Consider the following 20,612-nt stretch of genomic DNA (forward strand, 5'->3'; position numbering starts at 1 on the left):
GTCATTCCGCCGCCGGCGCCAGCGGCCTGACGCGCGCCATCATCGAGCGCAGCACCGCCGGCTTCAGCGGCTTGTTGACGACCGGAATGTCGAGCCGGCCGGCAGCCGCGCGCACCTCGCTCGAGCGGTCGGCGGTGACCAGCACGCAGGCAAGGTCCTGTCCGTAGGCGGCGCGCAGCGTGGCGATCGCATCGAGCCCGGTGCCGCCGTCGAGATGATAGTCGGCAAGCACCAGGTCCGGTTTCGGCGCGCCGAGCTTCAAGAGATCGCCTGATCCCGAAGCCGTCTCGACATGGCATCCCCAGCCTTCGAGCAGCAGCCGCATGCCGTCGAGGATGCGCGCGTCATTGTCGATGCACAGCACATTGAGCCCGGCAAGCGTCGAGGCGGAGCGGGCCGGCGCCTTGCCGGTTTCGCGCGGCGGCGCGGCGACCGCCGCGACCGGCAGGATGACGGAAAAACGCGTGCCCCTGCCGGGGTTGGAGTAGATGCGGATCTCGAGCCTCAGTACCCTGGCGATACGGTCGACGATGGAGAGCCCGAGGCCAAGGCCTTCGGCCTCGCGCACGCCCTCGTCGAGGCGCGTGAACTCGTGGAAGACCGTGTTGAGCTTGTCGCCGGCAATGCCGATGCCGGTGTCGATCACCTGGATCTCGGCCAGTTCGCCGCGTCGCCGCACTCCAACCAGGATGCGGCCCTGGCGCGTGTATTTGATGGCGTTGGAAACGAGGTTCTGGATCAGCCGGCGCAAAAGGTTCCGGTCGGTCATGACGCCTAGCGAGGATGGGATGATCGTGAGCTCGAGCTTCTTTTCAGCGGCAAGCGGGCGGAAATCGTTGCCGATCTGGCCGAGCAGCCCGCCGAGGTTGAAGGCGGCGTTCTCGGGCTTCATGGCGCCGGCGTCGAGCCGCGAGATGTCGAGCACGGCGCCGAGGATGGTCTCGACCGATTCCAGCGAGGATTCGATATTGATCGCGGCCTTGCCGGCCGGTCCCTTGCCCGCCTTCTCGATCAGCGACGAGCAATAGAGCCGGGCGGCGTTGAGCGGCTGCAGGATGTCGTGACCGGCGGCGGCCAGGAAGCGCGTCTTGCCGAGATTGGCTTCCTCGGCCAGCATCTGCGCCTGCGCCAGTTCCTCGTTGACGCGCGTGAGCTCGATCGTGCGGGTCTTGACCCGTTGCTCCAGCGATTCATTGGCCCGCTTCAGCGCCAGGTCCTGCTCGACGCGGCCGGAAATGTCGGCATAGGTGGCGACGATGCCGCCGTCGGGCATCGGGTTGGAGCGCAGCTCCAGGATGCGGCCGCTGGTCTTCAGCTCCATTTGCCACGGGCCGGCGAAACTGGTCAGCCGGTTGAGCGTCGTCACGCGCTGGTCGGCGGGGATGTCGCCACGCTCGGCGAGATGGCGCAGGATCCGGTCGAGCGAGACGCCGACTTGGCCCATCTCGTCCGGCAGGTCGAACAGCAGCCGGTATTGCCGGTTCCAGCAGATCAGTCGGAAATCGCGATCGAAGACGGTGATGCCTTGCTCCATCTGGTCGAGCGCGATCTGAAGCAGGTCGCGATTGTGCTGCAGCGCCTCGGTGGCGTCGTCGAGCAGCTTGAAGGCATCCTTGGAGTCGCGGTCGTTGCGGCGGAACAGCAGCGACAGGATCAGCCGCGCCGAGGACGAGCCGACGGCGCTCGCCAGCAACTGCTCCGAGAAGCGGATGACATCCATGCTGGCCTGTTCGGTACCGTGCAGGGAGACCTTCGCGTCCCTCTCGAAGGATTGGAACGAGCGCTCCGTGCGCTCGACGCCGAGATAGCGCGAGATCGTGTCCTTCAGGTCGTTGACGGTGACGGCGGTGCGGAAGCGTCTGAGGCTGGGCATCGGGCCTGCCTCGCGCGGCACGAAGATCGCCGCCTGGATGCGCTCCAGCGGCACGGATGCGCGGGAGAGGGAGCCGAGGACAAAAAACAGCGCGTTGACCGAGAGGCTCCACAGCACGCCATGGTTCAGCGGCTCGCCGACGGTGCCGAACAGCGCCTGCGGCCTCAACGCCTCGAAGCCGAACAGGCCGTGGGCGACGATGTCGGAAGCGGGACCGACGAGCGAGGGGAGCAGCAGCGTGTAGCCCCAGACGGCGATGCCGGCGACCATGCCGAGCGCGGCGCCCCGGCCATTGGCGCGGCGCCAGATCAGGCCGCCGATCAGCGCGGGCGAGAATTGCGCAATCGCGGCAAACGACATCAGGCCGATCGACGACAGCCGCGCGCTATTAGTGCTCTCGCGATAATAGAGGAAGGCGATGAACAGCATGATGAAGATCGAGGCGCGGCGCACATTGAGGATGAGCGTCGACCAGTCCTCGTTCTCCGAGGAACTGGTCTTGAGCACGCGCCGCACGAACAGCGGGATGACGAGATCGTTCGAGATCATGATCGACAGCGCGACGCTCTCGACGATCACCATAGCGGTCGCCGCCGACAGGCCGCCGACAAAGGCGGCCATCGCCAGCAGGTCATGCCCGCTGAGCAGCGGCAGCGACAGCACGTAGAGGTCGCTGCTGGTCCTGGCGCCGACCAGCGACAGGCCGGCAAAGGCGATCGGCAGCACGAAGAGGTTGATCGCCACGAGGTAGAGCGGGAACACCCAGGTCGCGGTGCGCAACTCCGCCTCGCTGCGGTTCTCGACGATGGTCACGTAGAACTGCCGCGGCAGCATCAGCACGGCAAAGCCGCTCAGGCCGGTCAGCACCAGCCAGGTGGCCAGAGAGGTGCTGTAGCTCATGGCCTGGCGCACCTGGCCGTTTCCGGCGAGCTTGGCGAACATGTCGCCGGGCCCGCCGAAGATCAGGAACGTCACCATCAGGCCGATCGCGAGAAAGGCGGCGAGCTTGACCACGGTCTCGACCGCCACCGCGAGCACCAGGCCGTCCTGATGTTCCGTGGCGTCGGCATGGCGGGTGCCGAACAGCACCGCGAACAGCGCCAAAAGCATCGCCACCACGAGCGAGATATCGCTGACGAACGGATCGAAGGAGGGCGGCGAGCCGGTATAGTGCTCGACCATCAGGCTGACGGAGCCCGAGATCGCCTTCAGCTGCAGCGCGATATAGGGCACCGCGCCGATGGTCGCGATCAGCGTCGCGATCGCCGAGACGGTGAAGCTCTTGCCGTAGCGCGCGCCGAGGAAGTCGGCGATCGAGGTGATCTTCTCGCTTTTTGCCAGCCGGATCATGCGGCTGAGCAGCGGGAAGCCGAACACGAAGACCAGCACCGGGCCGGTGTAGATGCCGAGGAATTCGAGGCCGCGCTCGGAGGACAGGCCGACCGAGCCGAAGAAGGTCCAGGACGTGCAATAGATGGCAAGGCTGAGCGCGTAGATGAAGGGACGCGCGCGACCGAAGCCGGCGGTTGCCGCACGCCGGTCGCCGACGCTGGCGATGGCAAAAAGCAGCGTCACATAGGCGATCGCGATGATGACGACGAACCAGCCTAACACGGTCCGCACTTCCTCCCTGGAGCATGATGCCGAAAAGTGGGGAGCGGTTTTCGGGCGACATCATGCTCTGTTTCTTGACTTGAAGCCGGTTCCTTATCCGGTTCTTACAACGCAATCACAGCTCCAAGCGTGAGTCCATCGCGGCTTTCGGCGCATATGTGCTTGATGACGCCGCGTAAACACAAACCGGTGCCTTAGCCCTTTTTCCGGTTTTGCAACCGGGGGTTTTTGTTATTGTGAGCCTGGGCTGGTGCCGAAGGACATGGGTGAGGCGGCAGCGCGGCCCGTCATGGCAAGGAGGGTCGAATGCTCAAAGAATTCCAGGAATTCATTTCCAAGGGCAATGTGATGGACTTGGCCGTCGGCGTCATCATCGGCGCCGCCTTCTCCAAGATCGTCGATTCGCTCGTCAACGACATCATCATGCCGATCGTTGGCGCGATCTTCGGCGGACTGGACTTCAACAATTACTTCTTCGGGCTGTCCTCGAACGTCCATTCGACCGCGTTGGCCGATGCCAAGAAAGAAGGCGCGGTCTTTGCCTATGGCAGCTTCATCACGGTCGTGCTGAACTTCCTGATCCTTGCCTTCATCATCTTCCTGATGGTCAAGGCGGTGAACAATCTGCGCAAGCGGCTGGAGCGCGAGAAGCCGGCCGCCGCCGCGGCCCCGCCCGCCGATGTCGCGCTGCTGACCGAAATCCGCGACCTGCTCGCGAAACGGTAACTCCGCAACGAGCGCCCTGGACCAAAACCCCGGCCGCTTGCGGCCGGGGTTTTCTGTTTGCGGCTGTCGTAAAAGAGGCTAGCAGTCACGAAAAACCGGACGGATTCTTGCATGACCCTGATCCAGACCTTGCGCACCGAAGCCCGTGCGGCGCCCGAAAGCGGCATCGTCGCCGTCGTCAATCACGGCCGCCTGCGCGAAGGCCTGATCCCGCTCTGGGCCGGTGAGGGCGATTTACCGACGCCTTCCTTCATCAGCGATGCCGCTGCCAAGGGGCTGGCCGACGGCGAGACGTTCTATACCTGGCAGAAGGGCATTCCCGCGCTCAGGCAGGCGCTCGCCCGCTACTACGCCAGGCACTTCGGCAGGACCTTCGCCGAAGAAGAGTTCATCGTCACCGGATCCGGCATGCACGCCATCCAGCTGGCCATCGACGCGATCGCCGGCAGCGGCGACGAGGTGATCTATCTCTCGCCGGCCTGGCCGAATTTCGCCGCGGCCGCCGGCGTGGCGGGCGCCGTGCCGGTGCCGGTCACCCTCGACCAGTCCGGCAATGGCTGGTCCTGCGACGTCGACAAGATCGCCTCCGCGATCACGCCGCGCACGAAGCTGTTGTTCATCAACACGCCGTCCAACCCGACCGGCTGGACGGCCGACAAGGAGACGCTCCAGGCGATCCTCGATCTCGCCCGCCAAAAGGGCCTGTGGATCATTGCCGACGAGATCTATTCGTTGTTCCACTACGGCCATGGCCGCGCGCCGTCCTTCCTCGACATCGCCACGGCCGACGACCGTATCCTGTTCGTCAACAGTTTCTCCAAGAACTGGGCGATGACCGGCTGGCGCGTCGGTTGGATCAAGACCCATCCCGCTCTGCAGCAGGTGTTCGAGAACCTGATCCAGTACTCGACCTCGGGCGTCGCCCAGTTCATGCAGCGCGGCGCGGTCGCCGCCCTTGACGAGGGCGACGGCTTCATCGCCGAACAGGTGGAGCGCGCGCGTGCCGCCCGCGATCTCGTCTGCGGCATTCTGGGCGAAACCGGCAAGGCGCGTTTCACTGTACCGCAGGGCGCCTTCTACCTGTTCTTCAGGGTCGACGGCATCACCGATTCCCGAACCGCCGCCTTCGACATCGTCGACAACGCCAATGTCGGCTTGGCGCCTGGCACCGCCTTCGGCCCCGGCGGCGAAGCTTTCCTCAGACTATGCTTCCATCGCCGCCTCGATCAGCTCGAGGAAGCGGCGCATCGCCTGGCGAAATGGATGAAGACGGTGTAAGCGAGGCGGCTTCAGCCGCCTGACTTCGGCACCAGCAGCGGAATGATCCGATCGGTCTTGGCGACAGCGGGACGGCCGGAGCTGGCATAGGGAATGCCCAGCGCATCCCAGGTCTCGACCAGCGCATCCTGCAATTCGGCGATCAGCGCGTCCGAATGGAACGGCGTCGGCGTTATGCGCAGCCGCTCGGTGCCGCGCGGCACGGTCGGATAGTTGATCGGCTGGATGTAGATGCCGTGCACGCCGAGCAGGCGGTCGCTGGCCATCTTGCAAAGCTCGGGGTCGCCGACCAGCACCGGCACGATATGGGTGGCCGATTCCATCACCGGCAAGCCGGCGGCGGCAAGCACCTGCTTGGTGCGCGTCGCCTGGCGCTGCTGCGCGTCGCGCTCGGCCTGCGAGCGTTTGAGGTGGCGGATAGAGGCGGTGGTCGCGGCGGCGATGGCCGGCGGCAGCGCGGTGGTGAAGATGAAGCCCGGCGCATAGGAACGCACGGCGTCGATGACAGCACTGGTGCCGGTGATGTAGCCGCCCAGCGTGCCGAACGCCTTGGCCAGCGTGCCCTGGATGACGTCGAGGCGGTCGGCCAGGCCTTCGCGCTCGGTGATGCCGCCGCCACGCGGTCCGTACATGCCCACGGCATGGACCTCGTCGATATAGGTCATGGCATTGTAGCGCTCGGCGAGCTCGACGATCTCTCTGATCGGCGCGATGTCGCCGTCCATCGAATAGACGCTTTCGAAGACGATCAGCTTGGCGCGTTCGCGGCCCGCCGCCTGCAGCAGGCTTTCCAGATGCGCGACGTCGTTGTGGCGGAAGATCTTCTTTTCCGCGCCCGAACGGCGCACGCCTTCGATCATCGAGGCATGGTTGAGCTCGTCCGAGATGATCAGGCAGTTGGGGAGCAGCCGCGCGATCGTCGAGATCGAGGCCTCGTTGGAGACGAAGCCAGAGGTGAAGACAAGGGCTGCTTCCTTGTCGTGCAGGTCGGCGAGCTCATGCTCGAGCTCGACCAGCGGGTTGGAGGTGCCGGAGATGTTGCGGGTGCCGCCGGCGCCCGAACCCATCTTGCCGGCCGCGTTCTGGAAGGCGGCGATCACATCCGCGTTCTGGCCCATGCCGAGATAGTCGTTGGAGCACCATACAGTGATTTCCTGGGCGCGGCCGTTGGAACGCCAGATGGCACGCGGGAACTTGCCCACCATGCGCTCCAGGTCGGCGAAAACGCGGTAGCGACGCTCGGCGTGGAGCTGGTCGATCGCATCTTCGAAGAACCGCTGGTAATTCATGTCCACTTCCCAATTTTGCGGCGAATAATAGTCACTGCCCCATGCCGCGTCCACCGCACCCAACCGGTCAAAATGCCACGCCTTTACCCTGTTCCTAACGATGCCGGATCGTGGCCTATTCCCGGCTGTTTGAAGCAGCTTTGTTTCAGTACGATGCCTCGGACGGGAGGAACTGTTACGGAGTTAACATTATAAGGAGGCCAATGCATATCGCCCAAAAGTGCACAGCGGTTTGGGCGAACGACATCGGCTTTAACGGGCTTGCGGCGGGGTTTCCAGCACGGTGGCTGTTGAGACAGTTTCCGATAAATCTTGATCAGCGAGGTAGATGATGACGGTTTTGGTGACGGGCGGTGCCGGCTATATCGGCAGCCACATGGTCTGGGAGCTGCTGGACGCCGGCGAGAGCGTCGTGGTGCTCGACCGGCTTTCCACCGGCTTCGAATGGGCGGTGGCGCCCGAGGCGAAGCTCGTCGTCGGCGATGTCGCCGATCGCGACCTGGTCGGCCGGATCATCCGCGACAACAAGGTCGACGCCATCATCCACTTCGCCGGCTCGATCGTGGTGCCGGAATCGGTCGCCGACCCTCTCGGCTACTACGAAAACAACACCTGCAAGACCCGCACGCTGATCGAAACCGCGGTGCGCGAAGGCGTGCCGCATTTCATCTTCTCCTCCACCGCCGCCGTCTATGGCGGCGCCGGGCTGGAGCCAGTGCGTGAGGATGCCCGCCTTGCGCCGGAATCGCCCTATGGCCTCTCCAAGCTGATGAGCGAGTGGATGCTGCGCGATGCCGCCCTAGCGCACGACATCCGCTACACGGCGCTGCGCTATTTCAACGTCGCCGGCGCCGATCCAAAGGGCCGCACCGGTCAGTCGACGCCCGGCGCCACGCATCTGATCAAGGTCGCCTGCGAGACCGCGCTCGGCAAGCGCCCCTTCATGCAGGTCTTCGGCAAGGACTATCCAACGCCGGACGGCACCTGCATGCGCGACTACATCCATGTCAGCGATCTCGCCGCCGCGCACCGGCTGGCGCTGCAGCGGCTGCGCGCCGGTGGTGAGAGCCTCGTCGCCAATTGCGGCTACAGCCACGGCTATTCGGTGCTGGAGGTGATCGACAGCGTGCGCCGCGCCTTCGGCCATGACTTCGATGTGCGCATGGGGGACCGCCGGCCGGGCGACGCCGCCGCCGTGGTCGCCAATTCCGAGCTTGCCCGCAAGGAACTCGGCTGGACGCCGCAGCGTGACGATCTCGACTTGATCGTCAACGATGCGCTGGCCTGGGAACGCATCCTGACGACCAAGAACTCCGTTCGAACCTGAGTAATTCCCGGGAAAAGTGTGTAGCGGTTGGGTTCGGCGACTTCGCCGTAGCCTTCCCTCCGGAATTGCGTGATGAAACTGAGCTGTTGGGCCAAGGGCTCGTCCGTCGTCTTTAGACGCGGTATTGAGCCTCATGCAGCGGTGCGCGGAGGCGCGCTGCCCTGTTCGATCCTGAGGGGACGGCATGAAGGTCTTGGTTCTCGGCGCCGGCGTGGTTGGCACGGCGGCCGCCTATTATCTGGCAAAGGACGGTCATGAGGTGACGGTGATCGAGCGCCACGAGGCGGCGGCGCGCGGCACCAGCCAGTCGAATGCCGGCCTGGTCTCGCCGGGCGACGCCACCGCCTGGGCCTCGCCTGCCGCGCTGAAGACCTTCTTGCGCGCGCTCTGGAACCACGACCTCGGCATCAAGGTCAGGCTGCGCCTCGATCCCTATTTCTACGCCTGGAGCCTGCGCTTCCTGCGCGAATGCACGGTGACCCGGCTGCGCGCCAACACCAACGTCAAGTTGAGGCTCGCGCTCCACTCCCGCGAGTGCATCAATCAACTGTCGGAGGCGACCGGCATCCATTACGACGAGCGCAAGAAGGGCATCCTCTACTTCTTCCGATCGCAAAAGAGCCTCGACACCGGCACCGACAATTACCGCTATCTCGGCGAGCACGGCCTGCCGATCGAGATCGTCGGCCGCGAGCGTCTGGTCGAGCTGGAGCCAGGGCTTGCCGGCGTGAAGGAAAAGATCGCCGGCGGCATCTATTCCCCGATCGACCAGACCGGCGATTCCAAGCAGTTCACCGACAATCTCGCCGCCTATGCCGCCGAAAAGCTCGGCGTCAAATTCCTGTTCGGCACGACCATCCAGGGCCTCGACATCGAGGGCGATCGGGTGCGCGCCGTCATGACCTCGGCCGGGCCGGTTACCGGCGACGCGGTCGTCATCTCCATGGGGCCGGAAAGCGGCCTGCTCGGCCGCCGCTACGGCATCGACCTGCCGGTCTATCCGGTGAAGGGCTATACAGCGACGATTCCCCTGGAAGACGAAAGCAAGGGGCCGACCATGGGCGGCGCCGACGAGGACCGGCTGATCGGCTATTCGAGGCTCGGCAATCGCCTGCGCATGTCCTCGACGGCCGAATTCACCGGCTTCGACCGCAGCTTCAAGCCCGGTGATTTCAGGACCATCCTGGAAACCGGCAAGGATCTTTTCCCGGGCGCATTCGACGAGAAGAAGGCCGTGCTGTGGGCTGGCCTGAGGCCGATGATGCCGAACTCGGTGCCGGTGATCGGCCAGGCGAAATACCGCAACCTCTACCTCGACACCGGCCACGGCCATGTCGGCTGGACTATGGCCTGCGGCTCGGGACAGTTCCTCGCCGACGTCGTTGCCGGCCGCAAGCCGCAGATCGATCCGCAGGGATTGCTCTACGGGACGACGCGCTGAGCCGGCTTAGAGCTTCACGGCCTGCTGCCAGGCCAACGCGTATTCGCGCCAGGCGCGCTCGATTGGCGGTGCGGTGCGTTCGCCTTTGCTCGTGACCGTAGCGTCATCCGACGCCAGCAGCGCGGCGCCGATGCTCGTTCCGGTCGAGGTCCCCGATGCAATGACGCGCCTTCCCGTCGCTGCCGCCAGCATGCGGATGAAAAGCGGGTTTTGCGCGAACGGTCCCTCGACGGTTGTCGGCCCCTCGCCGCCAATCAGTTCCAGGCAGGTCACGGTCATCAGCGCCAGGTAGAATGAGATGGCTGCGAAGCGCTGGCCGGAGCTCAGGTCGTCGGCGCTACGCCATTGCGCGGCGCGATGCGGAAACGGTCCGGAGCCCTGTTGAGTGGAAGGCAGCAGCAAGACTTGGCGCGCCAGAACGGCGGCAACGTCGGCTTCGCTCCATTCCTGCGGCTGCCCCTCGGTCAGCAGCGAAAACTCGCGTCCGCCCATGAAGCGCGCCGACGGCACAGGATCACCGAGCGCGTTGACGTTGACCAGCGTGTCGCGCGCCGGGTCGAGCTCGACCTTCCGACCGCCGACCGCCATCGATATCACCCACGTGCCGGTCGAGACGACCGAGAAGGGCGGTGCGTCGGACAGCAGATGCGGCAGCAGCGAGGCGTTGGAATCGTGCAGTCCGCAGAATACGGGCGTCCGCGGGTCCAGCCCTGTGCGTTGCGCCAGCTCCGGCAGGATCGGGCCAAGCCGGTCCTTTGCCCGCCGCACCGGCGCCATCAGCCGGCGCCAGCCCATCCTGTCGACCAGCGAGGAGTAATCGGACGTCCAGGGGTTCCACAGATCGGTGTGGCAGCCGAGCGACGTGCCTTCATTGACGGCGACGCCGGTCAGCCGCAGCGCCCAATATTGCGGATACATCAGCATCGCGGCGGTTCTGGCGAAGTCCGCCGGGAAACGCTTCTGCTGCCAGAAGAACTGCGCGCCGAGATTGAGGCCGATCGGCAGCCGCGGCGTGCCGGTCTCGGCAAAGGGCGGACGGACGGCGTCGTAGTCGGCCGCTAGCTGGTCGGGGCCGTCGAATTCATAGTCGAGCACCGGCAGCACCAGTTCGCCCGAGCGGTCGACCAGCGCACCGGTCGCGCCATGCGTGGTGATCGATATCGCATCGATCCGCCGTTCGCGGTTGAGATCGGCCAGGCTGTCGAGGATGAACGTCCACAGCGCCTCGACATCGTGATGCGGGTAGGGCGCCTGCCGCACAGGAGCATTGGCGATACGGCGCAGCGTGATCTCGCTCAGTGTCGTGAGATCGACCAGCGCCACCTTGGCGTTGGTCTTGCCGATATCGATGACGGCGACGATCATGCCATATGGAACACGGTTTCCAGCGGCACCGCCACCGGCTCGTTGTCGGGTTTGGTTTCCATGAGGTCGGCCATATGCGCCCACCAGCGCTGCATCACCGGATGTCTAGGCAGATCGGCCATGCCGTGGTCGTCACGACGCCACAGCACTCCGAACAGGATGTTGGTCTCCTCGTCGAGATGGATCGAATAGTCGGAGACGCCGGCCTGCTTCAAAAGCCTGACCAACTCAGGCCAGATCTTGTCATGCCGACGTTTGTACTCGGCGTTCATGCCGGGATTGAGCTTCGTCTTGAAGGCGTATTTCTCCATCAGGCGAAGCGTCCCACGCTCAGGCGGCGCCAGATAATGGGCAGTGCGATGACGATGATCAGCAACAGGCCGATGAAGATCGACATGACGATGCCGGGGACATTGAGCAGTCCGAGGCCGAACGTCACCAGCCCCATGATGAAGGCGGCAAGCACGACGCCCAGAATGCTGCCGGCGCCGCCGAGGATCGAGACGCCGCCCAGCACCACCATGGTGATCGCCTCGAGCTCGTAGCCTTGCGCGATAGACGGCCGCGTCGAACCGAGCCGCGAGGTGATCAGCACGGAGGCGATGCCCGACATCAGCCCGGTCAAGCAGAACAGGATGAACTTGATGCGGTCGACGCGCACGCCGGAGAATTGGCAGGCCACCGGGTTGTTGCCGATGGCGAAGACCCGGCGGCCGAAGCTCGTGCGGTGCAGCACGAACCAGTAGATGACGGCAGCGACGAGGAACAGCGCCAGCTCGAACGAGAAGACCCACCAGACATAGCCCTGGCCGAAGAAGGCGAAGCTTTCCGGATAGCCTTTGTAGGCCTGGTCGCCGAGGATGATGAAGGCTATGCCGCGAAACAGGCTCATCGTGCCGATGGTGACGACGATGGAAGGCAGGCCGAGCCGCGTGACCAGCAGCCCATTGAAGGCGCCGCAGCCAAGGCCGACGACGATGCCGATCGCCACCAGCACCGGGGTGCCGGCGCCGGCCTGCACGGCCATGCCCATCATGGTCGAGGCTAAAGCCACGATCGCGGCAACTGAGAGATCGATCTCGCCGGAGATGATCAGCAGCGCCATGGCTAGAGCGATCAGCCCCTTTTCGGTGAAGTTGAAGGTCAGGTCCGACAGCGACCACGGGTCGAGGAAATAGGGCGAGGCAAAGCTGTTCACCGCGAAGATAAGGATCGCGATGACGACGAGCAGCGCCTCCCAGGAAAAGATCGCTGTAGCCAGCGGCTTGTCGAGCCGGTCGGGGATATGGCGCGGGGCAGGGGTGTCGGTCATGCCGCTTCCGCCTTTCTCAGGATGATGCGGCCCTGCCGGCGCTCGCCGCGCGCGTTGAGCACCACGGCCAGGATGATGGCGCTGCCCGAGATCGCCATCTGCCAGAAGGGCGAGATGTTGATGACCGGCAGCGCGTTGGAGATGATGCCGAGGAACAGCGCGCCGAGCACCGCGCCGCCGACCGAGCCGATGCCGCCGGCGATCGAGATGCCGCCGATCACGCAGGCAGCGATGATGTTGAGCTCATAGCCGTTGGCGACCTCGACCGAGGCGATCACATAGCGCGAGATCCACAGGTATCCGGCGAGCCCGCCGATCATGCCGGAAATGCAGAAGACGATGAATTTGGTGCGGCCGACATCGATGCCGGCATAGACCGAGGCGGTCGGGTTGACGCCGATGGCGTGGATCGAGCGGCCGATCTGCGTGCGCGTCATCACCAGGAAGAACAGCGCGATCACGATGATCGCGATCCAGGACAGCACCGGCAGGCCGAGGAAGGCGGCGCGCTGGAAGTTGATGAAGTCCGGGCTCATCTGGTCGGCATTGACCCAGGCGCCACCGGAGACGACGAAGGTGGCGCCGCGATAGATGGTGAGCGTGCCCAGCGTCACCACGATCGACGGGATGTTCAGCCGCCACACCAGGAAACCGTTGATCGCGCCGAGCACCAGGCCGACCAGCAGCGCGATGACGATCAGCACCGGGATCGGGATCGCCGGATGCGCGGCGTTGAGCATCGCCACCACCATGCCGGTGAAGCACAGGTTCGAGGCCATCGACAGGTCGATCGAGCGCGTCAGGATCACCACCATCTGTCCCAGCGCCAGGATCATCAGTATCGAGGTGTCGTTGAACACCTGGCGCAGATTGGCGGGGTCGGCGAAGCCGGGGAAGCGCGTCGAGATCAGGCCGATCAGGACGACGATGCCGGCAAGCAGCCAGATCTCGCGATATTTGAGGAAGCTTTTCATGCCACGATCCCCGCTGCCGTCCGAACCAGCGTCTCTGCGTCGAGACCCTTGTTGTCGTAGGTCGCCGCGATGCGGCCTTCGCGCATGACCACGACGCGGTCGGACATGCCGAGGATTTCGGGCAATTCCGACGAGACCATGATCACCGAAAGCCCTTGCGCGACCAGCTCGGCCATGAAGCGGTGCACGGCGGCCTTGGAGCCGATGTCGATGCCCTTGGTCGGCTCGTCGAGGATGATCACCTTGGGCGCGGTCGCCAGCCATTTGGCGATCACCACCTTCTGCTGGTTGCCGCCGGAAAGCGTGCCGACATCCTGGCTGAGCGAAGAGGCGCGCAGGTCGAGCCGCTCGGTGTAGGAGCGGGCGAGCGAGAACTCTTCGGCGAGCCTGAGCACGCCGGATTTCGAGGTGCGCGCCAGCGACGGCAGCGACACATTCTGGAAGATCGGCAGGCCGATCACCACGCCTTGCTTGCCCCGCTCTTCCGGTACATAGACGATGCCGGCCTCGATCGAATCCGCGGCCGATTTCGGTGCGATCATCCGCCCGTCGAGTGAGATGGCGCCCCGGCTCGTGCGGGTGATGCCAGCGATCGCCTGCATCACCTCGCTGCGCCCGGCGCCGACAAGGCCGTAGAAGCCGAGGATCTCGCCCTTGCACAATTCGAAGCCGATGTCGTCGAACTCGGTCGGATGCGACAGGCCGGAAACCGACAGCACCGGCGCGCCGATCTTCGGCTCGCGCTGCGGAAAGATGTGGTCGACGTTGCGGCCGACCATCATGCGTACGATCTCGTTTTGGCCGGTGTCTTTCAGCAGGCCTTCGCCCACCATCTCGCCATCGCGGAAGACGGTGTAGCGGTCGGCGATGCGATAGATCTCGTCGAACTTGTGGCTGATGAACAGCACGGCCTTGCCTTCGCTCTTCAGGAATTCGATCAGCAGGAAAAGCTCCTCGATCTCCTTCATCGAAAGTGCCGCGGTCGGCTCGTCCATGATGACGATGCGCGCATCGATCGACATGGCGCGGGCGACGGCGACAAGATGCTTGTTGGCGATGCCGAGGTCCTTGAGACGCGCGTCGGCATCGATATGGCCGGCGCGCATCGTCTCCAGCACCTCGCGCGCTTGTCTGCGCATGGTGCGCCAGTCGATGGTGCCGAAACGGGTGCGCGGCGCATGGCCGAGGAAGATGTTTTCGGCGACCGAGAGATCGTCGAACAGTACCGTTTCCTGGTGGATGGCTGTGATGCCGTGGCCGAAGGCGGCATGCGCGCTGGGCAGCGTCGTGGCCTGGCCGTCGATGCCGATCTCGCCCGAGTCTGGCTGGTAGATGCCGGTCATGATCTTGACCAGCGTCGACTTGCCGGCGCCGTTCTCGCCGATCAGCGCCGTCACCTGTCCCGGATAGAGCGACAGGCTGACATTGTGCAGGGCACGCACGCCCGGGAAACTCTTGGAGATCCCGGAGAGCGTCAGGCGCGGAGCCGATGTCGGCGGCCGCTCTTTTATCGTGCCGTCATGGGCCGTCGTGTCCATAGTCGTATCAAGCCCAGTCTATTTCCGTTTGGACTTCCCCTCACCCGACCTCCGCTTCGCTCGGTCGACCTCTCCCCGAGGGGAGAGGAGACTTCCGAGCTTGGCTCCAGGCTCTTCTCCCCACCGGGCAGAAGGTGGCCGCGAAGCGGCCGGATGAGGGGGCAGCGCCGTTGGTTCCAGGATCAATAGATCTTGGAGAACTTCTCGATGTTGGTCTTGTCGAACTGGAAGGGCGGAGCCATCGCGGCCGAGTTGGTGTCGTCGAGCGTCACCTTGCCGACGCGGCCTATCGACAGCGTAGCGCCGGGCTTGGCTTCTTCCTTCTTCACCGCCAGGTCATGGGCGAGGTAGATCGCCGAATAGCCGAGATCGATCGGGTTCCAGAGAGCGACAGCCTGCGAAGCGCCGTTGTCGATGAACTTCTTGAACTCCGACGGCAGCGCCAGGCCGGTGACGTTGACCTTGCCGATCAGGTTCTCGTCGGTGACGACCTGCGCGGCGGCGACGACGCCGACCGTGGTCGGCGCGATGATCGCCTTGAGGTTCGGATAAGACTTCAAGAGGCCCTTGGCTTCATCGGTGCTCTTGGCCGAGTCGTCATCGCCATAGACGGTGGCGACCAGCTTGATCTTCGGGAACTTCTCCGGCAGCACCTTCTTGGCCGCCTCGATCCAGGCATTCTGGTTGGTCGCGGTCGAGGATGCGGAGAGGATGGCGACGTCGCCGCCTTCCGGCAGATAGTCGGCGGCGAGCTTGATGATCGTCTCGCCGATCAGGCCGGTGTCGGACGGGTTGAGGTGGAGCTGGCGGCCTTCCTTGGCGACGCCGGAATCCCACGAGATGACGGTGATGCCGCGTTCCATTGCCTTCTTCAGCACAGGCACCAGCGCGTCGGCGTCATTGGCCGAAACGGCGATCGCGTTGACCTTCTGCGCGATCAGCGAATTGATCACTTCGATCTGCGCTTCGGCCGTCGCCTTGGTCGGGCCGGTGTAGATGACGTCGACATCGCCCAGTTCCTTGGCCGCTTCCTCGGCGCCCTTGTTGGCGGCGTCGAAGAAGCCGTTGCCGAGCGACTTCACCACCAGCGCGATCTTGACGTTCTCGGCATAGGCGGCATTCACGAACATGGCGGCGGAAAAGGCCGCCGTAACCAGTAGTTTCTTCAAAAAGCTCATCGAATATCCTCCCTTGAGCGTTGCATTCCATCGCCGCTGCGGGCGTGAGTTTCCCTCAGGCCTGCAGTGAAGATTCTTCCTTGTCGCTTGACTGTCTGCGGGCGACGATCAGCGCCACACCCGCCGTTTCCAGCATCTTGGCCTCGCGGTCCTCGATGCCGTCGTCGGTGATCACGGTCGCGATGCGCGACAGCCCGCACAGGATCAGGCTGGAGCGCATGCGGAATTTCGAGGAATCGACCAGCACCACCAGCTCGTCGGCCTGGTCGATCAATTTCTGCTCGGCCTGGATCAGCAGCGGATCGCCTTCCATCAGCCCGAGCGGCCCCAGGCCTTGGGCGCCCATGAACATGCGGCGCGCATAGAAGTTGCGCGTCACGTCATTGTCGAAAGGCGACAGGATGATGTTCTGCTCGCGGTAGATCGTGCCGCCCGACAGCATCACCGTGTTCTTCGAATGCTTGAGCAGATGCTCGGCGATCGGAAAGGAATTGGTGAAGATCGGCATGCGGCGTCCGGTCAGGAAATGCACCATCTGGAAAGTGGTGGTGCCGCCATTGACGATGATCGGCTCGCCGTCCGTGCACAGGTTCACCGCTTCCCGCGCGATCGCCCGCTTTTGCGCGGCGTTCAGCGTTTCGTTGACCGAGAAGGGCCGGCCGGCAAGGCCGATGAATTGCGGCGGCGAGATCGCCTCGGCGCCGCCGCGCACCCGGCGCAAGCGTTTCTGGACATGGAGGGCCGCGATGTCGCGCCGGATCGTCGCCTCGGAGGAATCCGTCAGCTCGACCATTTCCTGCACCGTCACCACAGGCTTTTCCTGGACGGCGGACAGAATGATCCTGTGGCGCTCTTTCTCGTGCATGGTTCCTCCCTGCCCGAGCATCAGGCCTTAGAAAACGCGCAGTGTCAATCATTTCCGATCAAATATTTTCATTGTGCAGTGCAATATGATCGATATTGATCGTTTGTGATTGACAAGCGCGGCGCTTGCGTAGACATTCCCGGGCGAGAAATGAGGGGCGCGGCGTCGCGCTCCAAGGGAGGATACCTATGCTCGACAAGCGCTCCGGCTCGCGCCTCGCCAATCTTTGGGACGATGCAAAAGCCGAAGGGATGAGCGGTCCCGAACTCCTGGTCTATCGCTCGAATACGCTGGGGTCCGACAAGCGCGTCACCAATTACGGCGGCGGCAACACCTCGTCCAAGGTCCGGCAGAAGGATCCGCTCACCGGCGAGGAGGTGGAAGTCCTCTGGGTCAAGGGCTCCGGTGGCGACAGCGCCTCGATCAAGCTTGACGGTTTCGCCACGCTTTACATGGACAAGCTGCGTGCCATCAAAGGTCTTTATCGCGGCGTCGAGCACGAGGATGAGATGGTGGGCTATCTGCCCCACTGCACCTTCAACCTCAATCCGCGCGCGGCCTCGATCGATACGCCGCTGCACGCTTACGTGCCGAAGGCTTGCGTCGACCACATGCATCCCGACGCCATCATCGCGGTCGCCGCCGCCAAGGATTCCAGGGCGATCACCAAGGAGATTTTCGGCGACGCCATTGGCTGGCTGCCCTGGAAGCGGCCGGGCTTCGAGCTTGGCCTGTGGCTGGAGAAATTCTGCCTGGAAAATCCGGATGCCAAGGGCGTCGTGCTCGAAAGCCACGGCCTGTTCACCTGGGGCGACACGCCCAAGGAGTGCTACGAGACGACGATCTCGGTGATCAACCAGGCGATCGACTGGTTCGAGCGCAAATCGCAGGGCAAGGCGATCTTCGGCGGCGAGGCGGTCCAGTCGCTCGACGCACTGGCGCGCCGCGCCATCGCGGCCAAGCTGATGCCGAGAATCCGCGGCCTGATCTCCGAAAAGAGCCACAAGCTCGGCCATTTCGACGATCAGCCGGCCGTGCTCGAATTCGTCAATTCGAAGGACTTGCGGCCGCTGGCAGCGCTAGGCACCTCATGCCCCGATCACTTCCTGCGCACCAAGATCCGACCGTTGGTGATCGAGTTCGATCCGGCAAAGCCCGATGTCGACGCCGTCATCGCGCGGCTCGCGGGCGACATTGCCGAATACCGCGTCGGCTACCAAGCATACTATGACAGCTGCAAGCATCCGGACTCGCCGGCCATCCGCGATCCCAATGCCGTGGTCTATCTGATGCCCGGCGTCGGCATGTTCACCTTCGCCGGCGACAAGGCGACCGCGCGCATATCCGGCGAGTTCTATGTCAATGCCATCAATGTCATGCGCGGCGCCTCGACGGTCTCGTCCTATGTCGGCCTGCCGGCGCAGGAAGCCTTCGACATCGAATACTGGCAGCTCGAGGAAGCCAAGCTGCAGCGCCTGCCGAAGCCAAAGGCGCTGGCCGGCCAGATAGCGCTGGTCACCGGCGGCGCCGGCGGCATCGGCCGCGCCACCGCCAACCGGCTGCTGCGCGAAGGCGCATGCGTGGTGCTGGCCGACATCGACGAAGCGGCTTTAGCCAGCGCCAATGAGGAACTGTCGAAAGCGTTCGGAAAAGACTTCGTCCGTCCGGTGCGCATCGATGTCACCTCCGAGGATCAAGTGCTTTCCGGCTTCGCCGAAACGTCGGTCGAATTCGGCGGCGTCGACATCCTGGTCTCGAATGCCGGCCTGGCTTCCTCGGCGCCGATCGAGGAAACGACGCTGGCGCTGTGGAACAAGAATATGGACATCCTGTCCACCGGCTATTTCCTGGTTTCGCGCGAGGCCTTCCGGTTGTTCCGCGCCCAGAACATCGGCGGCAATGTCGTCTTCGTCGCCTCCAAGAACGGGCTCGCCGCGTCGCCGAACGCGTCTGCCTATTGCACGGCCAAGGCGGCTGAGATCCATCTTGCCCGCTGCCTGGCGCTCGAGGGTGCGGAGGCGCAGATCAGGGTCAATGTCGTCAATCCGGACGCCGTGCTGCGCGGCTCCAAGATATGGACCGGCGAGTGGAAGGAACAGCGCGCCGCCGCCTACAAGATGTCGACCGACGATCTCGAGGAGCATTACCGCTCGCGCTCGATGCTGAAGCGCTCGGTCTTCCCGGAAGACATTGCCGAGGCGATCTACTTCTTCGCCTCCGACATGTCGGCCAAATCGACCGGCAATATCGTCAACGTCGACGCCGGCAACGCGCAGAGTTTTACGCGCTAGCACGCGCTTTCCCTTCTCCCCGTTTACGGGGAGTTGAGGAACGGTCCGCGTAGCGGACGAAAAGCCAATTGCTTGGCTTTTCGAACAACGAAAGCCCGAAGGGCGGATGAGGGGCGGCGCCAGCCGAACGAGTTCTGGGAGGAATTGCATGTCCGAAACAATTATCCGTGCCGATCTGGTCGCCAGCCACAACGCCGCGCGCAAACCAGACCTCGAACGCGACTACGCTTCGCTCGGCGAACGCCTCGACCGCCGCGGCATCGCCATCGACGCGATCCGCGACAAGGTCGAGAAATTCGGCGTGGCTATCCCGTCCTGGGGCGTCGGCACCGGCGGCACGCGCTTTGCCCGTTTCCCCGGTGCCGGCGAGCCGCGCGACATCTTCGACAAGATCGAGGACTGCGCCGTCATCAGCCAGCTGACGCAGGCGACGCCTACCGTCTCGCTGCACATCCCGTGGGACAAGGCCGATGCGAACCGGCTGAAGCAGGCGGCGTCGCGCTTCGGCCTCGGCTTCGACGCCATGAATTCCAACACCTTCTCCGACACGAAGGACCAGAAGCTCTCCTACAAGTTCGGCTCGCTCTCGCATGCCGATGCCGGCACGCGCCGCCAGGCGGTCGAGCACAATCTCGAATGCATCGAGATCGGCAGGACGCTCGGCTCGAAGGCGCTGACGGTGTGGATCGGCGACGGCTCGAATTTTCCTGGCCAAGTGAATTTTGCAAAAGCCTTCGAGCGCTATCTCGACGCCATGCGCGACATCTATGCCGGCCTGCCGGACGACTGGCGCCTGTTCACCGAGCACAAGATGTATGAGCCGGCCTTCTATTCGACCGTCGTGCAGGACTGGGGCACGAATTACATCATTGCCAAGGAGCTCGGCGACAAGGCCTTCTGCCTGGTCGACCTCGGCCATCACGCGCCCAACGTCAACATCGAGATGATCGTGTCGCGGCTGATCCAGTTCGGCAAGCTGGGCGGCTTCCACTTCAACGATTCCAAATATGGCGACGACGATCTCGACGCCGGCTCGATCGACCCCTACCGGCTGTTCCTTGTCTTCAACGAGCTGGTCGATGCCGAGCTTTCGGGCGCCAAAGGCTTCAACCCCGCACATATGCTCGACCAGAGCCACAACGTCACCGATCCCATCGAAAGCCTGATGCTGTCGGCGGTCGAGGTGCAGCGCGCCTATGCGCAGGCGCTGCTGGTCGACCGCAAGGCGCTGGATGGTTTCCAGGAGGAGAACGACGCGCTGATGGCGACGCAGACGCTGAAGGCGGCTTACCGCACTGACGTCGAGCCCATCCTTGCCATGGCGCGGCTGCGCACCGGCGGTGCCATCGATCCGGTCGCCGCCTATCGCGAAGCGGGTTACCGCGCGAGGGTCGCTGCTGAGCGGCCGGCTGTAGCGAGTGGCAGCGGCGGTATCGTCTGAGATTAGCTGATCTCCCCCACAAGGAGGGTTTTGCACGGGAGCCGATATTTAGCGCATGAGGCAGATGGGCGTTTTTTGAAAGGCGCTCGGGCCACTTTGG

15 protein-coding genes are annotated in these 20,612 nt (G+C 64.1%); 6 read left to right on the plus strand and 9 right to left on the minus strand.

Going from position 1 to position 20,612, the window contains the following annotated elements:
• Position 1 precedes the first annotated feature (1 nt).
• Positions 2-3,487, minus strand: a complete 3,486-nt coding sequence (locus tag FJ956_RS08255; RefSeq protein ID WP_140673381.1) for a PAS-domain containing protein — start codon at positions 3,485-3,487, stop codon at positions 2-4.
• A 306-nt stretch (positions 3,488-3,793) separates the two neighbouring features.
• On the opposite strand from FJ956_RS08255, the gene mscL reads away from it, so the two are divergent.
• Together mscL and FJ956_RS08265 are read left to right on the plus strand one after the other, a co-directional pair.
• On the plus strand, positions 3,794-4,213 hold the full coding sequence (mscL, locus tag FJ956_RS08260; protein ID WP_140673383.1) for a large conductance mechanosensitive channel protein MscL: 420 nt from the start codon (positions 3,794-3,796) through the stop codon (positions 4,211-4,213).
• A 111-nt stretch (positions 4,214-4,324) separates the two neighbouring features.
• Entirely contained in the window at positions 4,325-5,491 is a 1,167-nt protein-coding gene (locus tag FJ956_RS08265; protein ID WP_140673385.1) for a pyridoxal phosphate-dependent aminotransferase, read from the plus strand.
• Positions 5,492-5,502: 11 nt separating this feature from the next.
• Here FJ956_RS08265 and hemA read toward each other — a convergent pair whose 3' ends face one another.
• Entirely contained in the window at positions 5,503-6,780 is a 1,278-nt protein-coding gene (gene hemA, locus FJ956_RS08270; protein WP_140673387.1) for a 5-aminolevulinate synthase, read from the minus strand.
• Between the two features lie 331 nt (positions 6,781-7,111).
• Here hemA and galE point away from each other — a divergent pair, with 331 nt between their 5' ends.
• Complete coding sequence (gene galE, locus FJ956_RS08275) at positions 7,112-8,107, plus strand: UDP-glucose 4-epimerase GalE (protein ID WP_140673435.1); 996 nt, start codon at positions 7,112-7,114, stop codon at positions 8,105-8,107.
• Between the two features lie 184 nt (positions 8,108-8,291).
• Positions 8,292-9,548, plus strand: coding sequence for a D-amino acid dehydrogenase (locus FJ956_RS08280; RefSeq protein WP_140673389.1), 1,257 nt, complete (start codon positions 8,292-8,294; stop codon positions 9,546-9,548).
• A 6-nt stretch (positions 9,549-9,554) separates the two neighbouring features.
• Here FJ956_RS08280 and FJ956_RS08285 read toward each other — a convergent pair whose 3' ends face one another.
• The 7 genes from FJ956_RS08285 to FJ956_RS08315 form a co-directional block, all read right to left on the minus strand.
• Entirely contained in the window at positions 9,555-10,913 is a 1,359-nt protein-coding gene (locus FJ956_RS08285; RefSeq protein WP_140673391.1) for an FGGY-family carbohydrate kinase, read from the minus strand.
• A complete protein-coding gene (gene rhaM / locus FJ956_RS08290) occupies positions 10,910-11,224 on the minus strand; it encodes an L-rhamnose mutarotase (RefSeq protein WP_181170090.1) in 315 nt (104 codons plus the stop codon). Before rhaM ends, FJ956_RS08285 begins: the two co-directional genes overlap by 4 nt.
• Complete coding sequence (locus tag FJ956_RS08295) at positions 11,224-12,225, minus strand: ABC transporter permease (RefSeq protein WP_140673393.1); 1,002 nt, start codon at positions 12,223-12,225, stop codon at positions 11,224-11,226. Before FJ956_RS08295 ends, rhaM begins: the two co-directional genes overlap by 1 nt.
• Positions 12,222-13,199, minus strand: a complete 978-nt coding sequence (locus tag FJ956_RS08300) for an ABC transporter permease (RefSeq protein WP_140673395.1) — start codon at positions 13,197-13,199, stop codon at positions 12,222-12,224. Before FJ956_RS08300 ends, FJ956_RS08295 begins: the two co-directional genes overlap by 4 nt.
• On the minus strand, positions 13,196-14,737 hold the full coding sequence (locus FJ956_RS08305) for a sugar ABC transporter ATP-binding protein (protein WP_140673397.1): 1,542 nt from the start codon (positions 14,735-14,737) through the stop codon (positions 13,196-13,198). The genes FJ956_RS08300 and FJ956_RS08305 overlap by 4 nt, the downstream gene beginning before the upstream one ends.
• 182 nt (positions 14,738-14,919) lie before the next feature.
• On the minus strand, positions 14,920-15,915 hold the full coding sequence (rhaS, locus tag FJ956_RS08310) for a rhamnose ABC transporter substrate-binding protein (RefSeq protein WP_140647400.1): 996 nt from the start codon (positions 15,913-15,915) through the stop codon (positions 14,920-14,922).
• Positions 15,916-15,970: 55 nt separating this feature from the next.
• Entirely contained in the window at positions 15,971-16,780 is an 810-nt protein-coding gene (locus tag FJ956_RS08315; RefSeq protein WP_140673399.1) for a DeoR/GlpR family DNA-binding transcription regulator, read from the minus strand.
• Between the two features lie 188 nt (positions 16,781-16,968).
• Here FJ956_RS08315 and FJ956_RS08320 point away from each other — a divergent pair, with 188 nt between their 5' ends.
• Together FJ956_RS08320 and rhaI are read left to right on the plus strand one after the other, a co-directional pair.
• Positions 16,969-19,071, plus strand: a complete 2,103-nt coding sequence (locus tag FJ956_RS08320) for a bifunctional rhamnulose-1-phosphate aldolase/short-chain dehydrogenase (protein ID WP_140673401.1) — start codon at positions 16,969-16,971, stop codon at positions 19,069-19,071.
• A 148-nt stretch (positions 19,072-19,219) separates the two neighbouring features.
• Positions 19,220-20,512: an L-rhamnose catabolism isomerase gene (gene rhaI / locus FJ956_RS08325; protein WP_140673403.1), complete on the plus strand. Its 1,293-nt coding sequence runs from the start codon at positions 19,220-19,222 to the stop codon at positions 20,510-20,512.
• Positions 20,513-20,612 lie beyond the last annotated feature (100 nt).

This window comes from Mesorhizobium sp. B2-4-3, assembly GCF_006442815.1.
Classification (GTDB): Bacteria; Pseudomonadota; Alphaproteobacteria; order Rhizobiales; family Rhizobiaceae; genus Mesorhizobium.

Bases quoted from the DNA above. Each gene is read 5' to 3' on its own strand.
- rhaI (WP_140673403.1), top strand. From the start codon at position 19,220: ATGTCCGAAACAATTATCCGTGCCGATCTGGTCGCCAGCCACAACGCC.
- rhaS (WP_140647400.1), bottom strand. From the start codon at position 15,915: ATGAGCTTTTTGAAGAAACTACTGGTTACGGCGGCCTTTTCCGCCGCC.
- FJ956_RS08265 (WP_140673385.1), top strand. From the start codon at position 4,325: ATGACCCTGATCCAGACCTTGCGCACCGAAGCCCGTGCGGCGCCCGAA.
- FJ956_RS08305 (WP_140673397.1), bottom strand. From the start codon at position 14,737: ATGGACACGACGGCCCATGACGGCACGATAAAAGAGCGGCCGCCGACA.
- FJ956_RS08320 (WP_140673401.1), top strand. From the start codon at position 16,969: ATGCTCGACAAGCGCTCCGGCTCGCGCCTCGCCAATCTTTGGGACGAT.
- mscL (WP_140673383.1), top strand. From the start codon at position 3,794: ATGCTCAAAGAATTCCAGGAATTCATTTCCAAGGGCAATGTGATGGAC.
- FJ956_RS08280 (WP_140673389.1), top strand. From the start codon at position 8,292: ATGAAGGTCTTGGTTCTCGGCGCCGGCGTGGTTGGCACGGCGGCCGCC.
- rhaM (WP_181170090.1), bottom strand. From the start codon at position 11,224: ATGGAGAAATACGCCTTCAAGACGAAGCTCAATCCCGGCATGAACGCC.
- FJ956_RS08300 (WP_140673395.1), bottom strand. From the start codon at position 13,199: ATGAAAAGCTTCCTCAAATATCGCGAGATCTGGCTGCTTGCCGGCATC.
- galE (WP_140673435.1), top strand. From the start codon at position 7,112: ATGACGGTTTTGGTGACGGGCGGTGCCGGCTATATCGGCAGCCACATG.
- FJ956_RS08315 (WP_140673399.1), bottom strand. From the start codon at position 16,780: ATGCACGAGAAAGAGCGCCACAGGATCATTCTGTCCGCCGTCCAGGAA.
- FJ956_RS08295 (WP_140673393.1), bottom strand. From the start codon at position 12,225: ATGACCGACACCCCTGCCCCGCGCCATATCCCCGACCGGCTCGACAAG.
- hemA (WP_140673387.1), bottom strand. From the start codon at position 6,780: ATGAATTACCAGCGGTTCTTCGAAGATGCGATCGACCAGCTCCACGCC.
- FJ956_RS08285 (WP_140673391.1), bottom strand. From the start codon at position 10,913: ATGATCGTCGCCGTCATCGATATCGGCAAGACCAACGCCAAGGTGGCG.